6 protein-coding genes are annotated in these 7,533 nt (G+C 34.3%); 2 read left to right on the forward strand and 4 right to left on the reverse strand.

Annotated features, from left to right (window positions below):
• From ENL20_08350 to rpsU, 4 genes are all read right to left on the reverse strand, one after another.
• The coding region (locus ENL20_08350; GenBank protein HHE38566.1) for an endonuclease MutS2 at positions 1-1,667 on the reverse strand (1,667 nt) is incomplete at its 3' end.
• Between the two features lie 2 nt (positions 1,668-1,669).
• Positions 1,670-2,200, reverse strand: a complete 531-nt coding sequence (locus tag ENL20_08355; GenBank protein ID HHE38567.1) for a CvpA family protein — start codon at positions 2,198-2,200, stop codon at positions 1,670-1,672.
• A 103-nt stretch (positions 2,201-2,303) separates the two neighbouring features.
• A complete protein-coding gene (locus ENL20_08360; GenBank protein HHE38568.1) occupies positions 2,304-2,741 on the reverse strand; it encodes a GatB/YqeY domain-containing protein in 438 nt (145 codons plus the stop codon).
• 31 nt (positions 2,742-2,772) lie between these two features.
• Positions 2,773-2,985: a 30S ribosomal protein S21 gene (rpsU, locus tag ENL20_08365; GenBank protein ID HHE38569.1), complete on the reverse strand. Its 213-nt coding sequence runs from the start codon at positions 2,983-2,985 to the stop codon at positions 2,773-2,775.
• Between the two features lie 296 nt (positions 2,986-3,281).
• On the opposite strand from rpsU, the gene ENL20_08370 reads away from it, so the two are divergent.
• Entirely contained in the window at positions 3,282-5,057 is a 1,776-nt protein-coding gene (locus ENL20_08370) for a hypothetical protein (protein HHE38570.1), read from the forward strand.
• Positions 5,058-5,494: 437 nt separating this feature from the next.
• The coding region (locus ENL20_08375) for a hypothetical protein (GenBank protein HHE38571.1) at positions 5,495-7,533 on the forward strand (2,039 nt) is incomplete at its 3' end.

Raw genomic sequence — 7,533 nt, forward strand, 5'->3', positions numbered from 1 at the left:
ATTTTATCCTGATGCTCGGAAATTTTCTGATCTAATAAACTTGTTTTCAGAGAAAATTGATAATTCTTTCGGGCAAGTTCCGCTTTTTCTTCTCCCATTTTTTTGAGAAGTTCCGTTAATTCGACATTCTGGTTTCCGGTCAGTTCTTTGGCTCGCTTTATCAACTTTTCATCGAGACCGAGTTTAGCTGCAACTTCGATAGCAAAACTATTTCCCGGCAATCCTAATTTGAACTGATAAGTCGGTAGATGTTTTTCCGGATCGAACTGCATAGCAGCATTCATACAACCTCTGGTCTTTTCAGCGAAAACTTTCAGAGCAGTATAATGAGTTGTGATCACTCCAGCAACATTTTTCTCAACCAGTTTTTCCAGGATCGCTTGAGCTAAGGCAGAACCTTGTTCCGGATCGGTTGAAGCTCCGATTTCATCGATCAGCACAAGAGAATTGGAATTTCCTTTGGAAACCATTCCCTCGATATTTTTCATATGTGAAGAAAAAGTGCTCATTGCATTTTCCAGAGATTGATTATCTCCAATATCTGCAAAAACTTCGGGAAAAATACCGATTGTACTATCCGTTTTTGCCGGGATCAAAAGACCGGAAAGAGCCATCAATGTCAGCAGTCCGACAGTTTTCAAAGTAACTGTTTTTCCGCCTGTATTCGGACCGGAAATCAATAATAATTTAAAATCTTTACCAAGTTCGAGACTGAAGGGGATCACTTTTTTATAATCATCGTAAGATTCGATCAAAAGCGGATGTCGGGCTTCGATAAGATTCAGATAAGGTTTTTCTGCGATCTTTGGTTTCTCAGCTTTTAATCTGATTGCAAACCTGGCAGAAGCAAAATAAAAATCGATCTGTTTGACTATTTCCGTATTTTTTAGAATATCTTTTTTAGAATGCTGGATATCATCGCTGAATTTTTTCAGGATCCTGAATATTTCCTGCTTTTCCTCACTTTCCAGAATATGGATATCATTATTTAAACCAACAACTTCTTCAGGTTCCATATAAACCGAAGATTTGCTGGCTGATTTTCCGTGAACGATTCCTTTTACAAAAGAAATCGAACCTTCCTTAACCGGAATCACAAATCTTCCATCCCGCTGGGTAACGACTTTATCGAACAAAAAATTACTGGATGCAAAATCTTCTATCTTTTCATTCAAGGAAGAAACGATCCTTTTACGCATTTCCTTCTTTCTTTTTCGAATGGAAAATAATTGCGATGATGCTGAATCCTTGATCTCTCCATCTGTAAAATAAATTTCATTAAATCTTTTTTCCAATTCGGAAAGAATAAGAATGTCCTCCACTATCCTATAAAAATTCTGATAATCTTCTAATTTTTCGATCCTTTTTTTAAGAGTATTAGCTGCTGAAATATTGAAATAAATTTTTCTGAATTCTTCAAAATTGTAGGTTTGATGATGAAAATTCCGTAATAATCCGACTACATCGGAAACATTTTCAAAATTGAAATAAATTCTGTTTTTCAGGCATTCCTGAATTTCTGAAGTCAGCTTTAATTTATGATCAATTTCTTTTTTGTTAATTAAAGGCTGCAGTTTTGATGCTACAGTTTTTCCGGGTTCAGACTGACATTCCTGAACTAAAAGTTCCTTTATTTTAGTATATTCGAGTTGCTCAAAAAAAATCATATTTAGATAGATTTTTTCCGTGATTCTATTTGTTTTTTCAATCTCTCTTTTTGTTCTTCAATATCAGGAAACAAGTTTAAAAGTTCTTTAGTCATCAGCCTGACATAAGAAACGATCCGGGAGTTTTCAGTGTTTTTCTGCACGAATCCTTTCATGGGAGTAACATCGATAAAAACAAGAAGGATAGCGATTATCATAGCTCCGCTGATCAATCCGAAAATCGCTCCCAAGAATCGATTGATGAAATTTAAATTTAAGATATTAATAACTTTTTGCAGCAGGATGATCACAATTCTCACCAGAATTATGATCAGGATAAAAATAATGAGATATGAAAAAATGTGAGCTAAGGTCGCATCCAGATTAAACCTGATGATAAGGCTTCTTTTCAAAATAAATCCGACATTAGAGATCAGAAAAAAAGCTGTAATTAGGCCCAAAAGATGGATCAAACAGGCGATGAAACCTTTCCTGATCCCGTTTAAAACTAATAATATTAATAAAATACCAAGAATTATATCTGCTAAATTCATATCTTCCTCTGATCAAATAATTTTAGATTTGCAGTTTTTTAAGAAATTTTTAAACAAAAAGGGAGAATTAAATCTCCCCATTTTTCAATTAGATAATACTGATCTATGCTAATTTTTGACGGACGAGATTACTCAAAATTTTGCCGTCAGCTCTTGTTCCCAATTTTTGAGAAAGAGCTTTCATTACTTTTCCCATATCTTTCATCGATTCTGCCTGAAGTTCAGAAATGGTTTTCGTCACTTCGGTCTCCATTTCAGCTTCTGTCAGAGGTTCCGGAAGATATGCTTTAATTATCTTGATCTCAAATTCTTCTTTTTCAGCAAGTTCAGGTCTGTTACCCTGAATATATAATTCTATTGCTTGTTCCCTGCTTTTGACCTGATTTTTTAATACTTTGATACTTTCTTCTTCAGTCAGTTCTTTTTTCTGCTCTATTTCAATGTACTTCAAAGCAGATTTTAAAGAACGAAGAACAAGTAACTCCTCTTTTTGTTTATTCAGAAGAGCCTTTTTAATATCATTTGTGATTCTGTTTATCATTTTTCCAATTGATTATCGATCGGACTGTTCATTAAAATGATCTGTTGTATCTGGCTGCTTTTCTCTGTAATTTCACTGCTTTTCGTTTGGCTGCATTTGCTTTTCTGCGACGAGCAACAGTCGGTTTTTCATAATATTGGTTTTTCTTAATATCGGAAAGTAGAGCAGCTTTTTCACAAGATTTTTTAAATCTTCGTAAAGTTACCTGGAAAGGTTCACCTTCTTTGGCAATAATTTTCGGCACTAAATCTCACCTCCTTTTATATAAAATAGTTTTCAAAAATTATTTTTGTATTTTTACTGTCAAGTTTGAAAGTTTTGATTTCGGTTTTTTTATTAAAACTTCATTTTCATATAAAACGAGAAATGTTTAACATCAAACTGCTAATATCCTACATATTATAGATATATCTCTAATAGACACAATTTAGATAATAGTTAATATTTTCTTTGAGAATAATAATAGAAAAAAAACTTGAAGAAAAAACAGCCCTTAAAGTTATTGCACCCATAAAATTTATTTGGATGACTGGAGGATAAATGTTTGAAGGAATGCGAAAAAATGCAAAGATCATAACTTATGGTGTCGCTTTTGATTTTATAATAGGAATGGCTGTGGGAGGAATTACCAGTATTTTTAATCCCAAACCTTATGTGGGAAAAATTGCCGGAAAAAAGATCCATTATCGTGAATACAGCCAGATGATTAAGAATAAGATCGGAAATTATGTGCAGGAAAATCCGGATAAAGAACTCGATGATAACACCATCAAAAGGTTGAATGATGAGGTTTGGAATCAACTCGTTCAGCAAATTCTTTATGATAAGGAAATAAAAAGGCATCATATAAAAATAAATACAGATGATATTCTGTATAAATTAAAAAATCCCGGGGAAGATATAACATCACTTGAAGAATTTAAAACAGACGGTAAGTTCGATTATGAAAAATATCATGAACTTCTGGTTACAAATGACGATTTTGCCAATTGGATGGAAACAAATATCAGGCTTTCTCTTCCTTATGAAAAATTATATGAGAAAATTAAATCCGATACAATTGTTACTGAAGAACAGGTTGAAGAAAATTATAAAATAGACAATGATAAAGCAGATGCCAAGATCATCTTTTTTGATCCGAATAAGATCACTGATATCGAAGCAACTCCAGAAGATATTGAAAAATATTATGAAGAAAATAAAGAGGATTTCAAAAGAGAGCCTGCTTGCAAATATAAATATGTAAAAGTTGCATTGATGCCCAGCGAAGCTGATAAAAATCTGGTCAAAACTCGTATTGATTCTATTTATCAAATGCTGCTATCCGGAGCTGATTTTGCTGAAACTGCAATTGAATTTTCCGAAGGACCTTCTGCTCCCAAAGGTGGTGATCTCGGTTATTTTACCCGTGGAAAAATGGTAAAAGAATTCGATGAAGTTTCCTTTAAACTTAAAGTCGGAGAGATCAGCAAACCTGTCCTGACAAAATTCGGCTGGCATATTATAAAACTCTTTGATAAACGAAAAAACGAACAAGGTGAGGATGAAGTCAAAGCAAGTCATATTTTGTTAAAGAATGAAGCTTCGGAAGCAACTGCAGAAAATCTCGAGATCATTGCCAATGACCTTTATCAAAAAGCTAAAGAAATTGGATTGGATAGTGCTGCTGTGGATCTTGGTTATAAAGCTGAAGAGACCAGAGAATTTAATGAGAAATCTACTTATATTTCCGGAATCGGACAGGAACAAGGTCTGGTAAAAATCGCTTTTTCCGAAAAAGTTGGATTTGTTCCCGAACCTGTAAAATCTCAAAATGGTGATTATTTAGTAGTAGAATTATCCTATAAAGTTGGTGAACATTATGAAGAGCTGAGTAGTGCAGAAAACAGGATCAAGAGAGCTGTCGAAACTCTGAAAAAACAGGAAGAAGTTCTTAAAAAAGCTGATACATTTGTCGCAGAACATACTGTTGATCAATATTTGAAAGCTGCTGCAGATGAAGGCTGGGAAATCGTGGAAGCAACAGACATAAACCTGAATAAATCTATTCCCAAAATCAGGTTAGTAGAAGAATTGAATAAAGCGATCCTCGAATTAGAAGTTGGTCAGAATACTGGTTTGATCAAGGGTGAAAAGGGAGCATATATAGCTTTTGTGACAAAACGATCTTATCCGGATATGGAAAAATTTGAAGAAGAAAAAGAGAAATTGATGGAAGAAGCTCAAACAAAAGCTGAAAACGAAAAACTTTCCAACTGGTATCAGAAATTAAAAACAGATGCCAAAATTGAAGATAATCGAGATATGTTTTTCTAAAAAAACAAATTAAATAATAATTTCTTAAACCGAAGGATTTCCTTCGGTTTTTTTTTGAAATCAGAATTTTTAAAATAAAATTAACCATTTACTTTTTTTAAATTGCAAATAATATAACCACAACTCAGTTTTGAATTTATTCCGCAGATTTTCCACCTGAGGCTTCCCAATATCAGTGAACGGATATTTCTATTAAGATGAAACAAACAATCGTAAGACAAGATGCCGATCTTGTCCGTTTTCCTTATTTTTCTTATATTTTAAAGTTGAAGAAGAAGAAGAAGAAGAATTTTTATAAATTTCTGTAATAAAAAATAAAAGTTCTTGACTAAATTTATTCAAATTTAAATAAAAGAATCCGATGAAAATTTTGTTTGTGGAGAATTATATGAAGATGTTTGGTAACTAATTATTTTAAAAGGCTTTAGGAGGAAATTATGAAAAAGCTGATGTTATTTTTTTGTTTTCTTTTTATTTTAACATTTTTTGTAAATGCTGATACCCACATTCCATCAGGAGATGTTAGCGGAACCTGGACTTTAGCGAATAGTCCCTACATTATTGATGGTAGGATTACTATCCAATCTGGTGATGAATTGACAATCGAACCGGGAGTACATGTTGTTTTTTCCGACCATTATCGGTTTACAATAGAAGGAAGAATGGTATCTGTTGGAACTGATAGCGACTCTATTTTCTTTTATCCGCAGGCTGTTGAAGATGGTTGGAGCGGACTTCGATTTTACGATGGAAATTCAAACGGGCAGGATGATTCTGAAATTGCTTATTGTGTGATTAAGGATGGTAAAGCAAATGGAGTTGATCCTTTTAATCGAGGTGGTGGAATCTATCTTACAAATACTACTTTATCAGTGCAAAATACTACAATCAAAAACAATGAAGCATATGGAATTGGTGGAGGAATTTTTTGTTCAGCTTCCAGTTTGACCTTACAAAATGTTAATATCGAAAATAATTCTGCCGGGAATGGTGAAGGTGGAGGAATTTATTGCTGGGAAGCTGAAATTATCATCTCTGATTCGGAAATCCAGCATAATGATACATCTGTTGGCGGAGGAGCTGGTATTTATCTTGGAGAAAACTCGACTGCAACAATCAGCAGAACTGCAATCCATAACAACGAAGCATATTCATGGGGAGGTGGAATAAGATTAGACTCCAGTACTTTGAATGCTAATAAACTAACAATTTATGGAAATAATGCATCATATTCAGGAGGTGGAATTAATTTAAATTCCACTTCTACAGTTGATATTGTAAATTCAATTATCTGGAACAATTCTCCAGACCAGATTAATGAATCAACCAGATCTTTATCTGTTTCTTATTCTGATGTTTTCTCTCCAACTGCACCCTGGCCTGGAGAAGGAAATATTTCAAGCGATCCACTATTTGTTGATTCTGATAATGAGGATTTTCATTTAACAATAGAATCTCCCTGCATTGATTCCGGAGACCCGAATTCCGCAACTGATGATGACGGTACTAGGGCAGATATGGGAGCATATTATTATCATCATGATGGTACATTAGTTCCTGCTGGTATTGTTAGCGGAACCTGGAATACTGCCGGTTCTCCATATTACATTCTTGGTGACATTGAAATTCCGCAGTATGGTAATGAAACATCATTAACCATCGACGCTGGTGTTGAAGTTATTTTTATGGGACATTACAAATTTATTATTAATGGACAGCTTCTGGCAAACGGTGAAGATAATAATATGATAACTTTCACCATAAACGATACGACCGGTTTCTATCAATATCCTGATTCACCCGATGGAGGATGGCACGGACTCAGGTTTATGGGAGGAAGAGGAACAAGATCTGCTTCATCTCTGAGCTTCTGTGATATCAGCTTTGGAAAAGCCATTGGTGATTATGATGATGCCAATGGTGGCGCCATATATATGCAATACAATGCGGAAGTAAATCTTTCCAGTAGTAACATCTATAATAATATTGCTGCTGGAAACGGTGGTGCAATCAGTTGTCAATACGGATGGAGTGATATTACTCTTTTTGATAACCTGATATTTAACAATCAATCTCAACATGGTGGAGGTGTGTACATAACCGCTTCTGATTATGTCTATTTTTATGATAATGTTATCTATGGAAATACTGCTGAAGCGTATGTAGCCGCAGCAGCAGGCGGAGGAATATATTGTTCTTATTGCTCTCCAACTTTTTCCGGTGATATTATTCGAAATAATGATGCTACTCTCGGTGGTGGTTTTTATGGATTAGAAACACAAGCAGAATTTTCGAATGTCTCTATCAGAGATAATAATGCGGATTCCGGAGCTGGAGTTCATTGCAGTCAATATAGTAGTATGAATTTTGATATAGTTTCCCTGAAAAACAATATCGCTTCTGTCAGTGGCGGTGGATTGTACTGTGAAGAATCGAGCCCGGAATTTCATCATGTTTTAGTTGTGGAAAATGAAGC

It is taken from the genome of Candidatus Cloacimonadota bacterium (genome assembly GCA_011372345.1).
In the GTDB taxonomy this organism is placed as follows: Bacteria; Cloacimonadota; Cloacimonadia; order Cloacimonadales; family TCS61; genus DRTC01.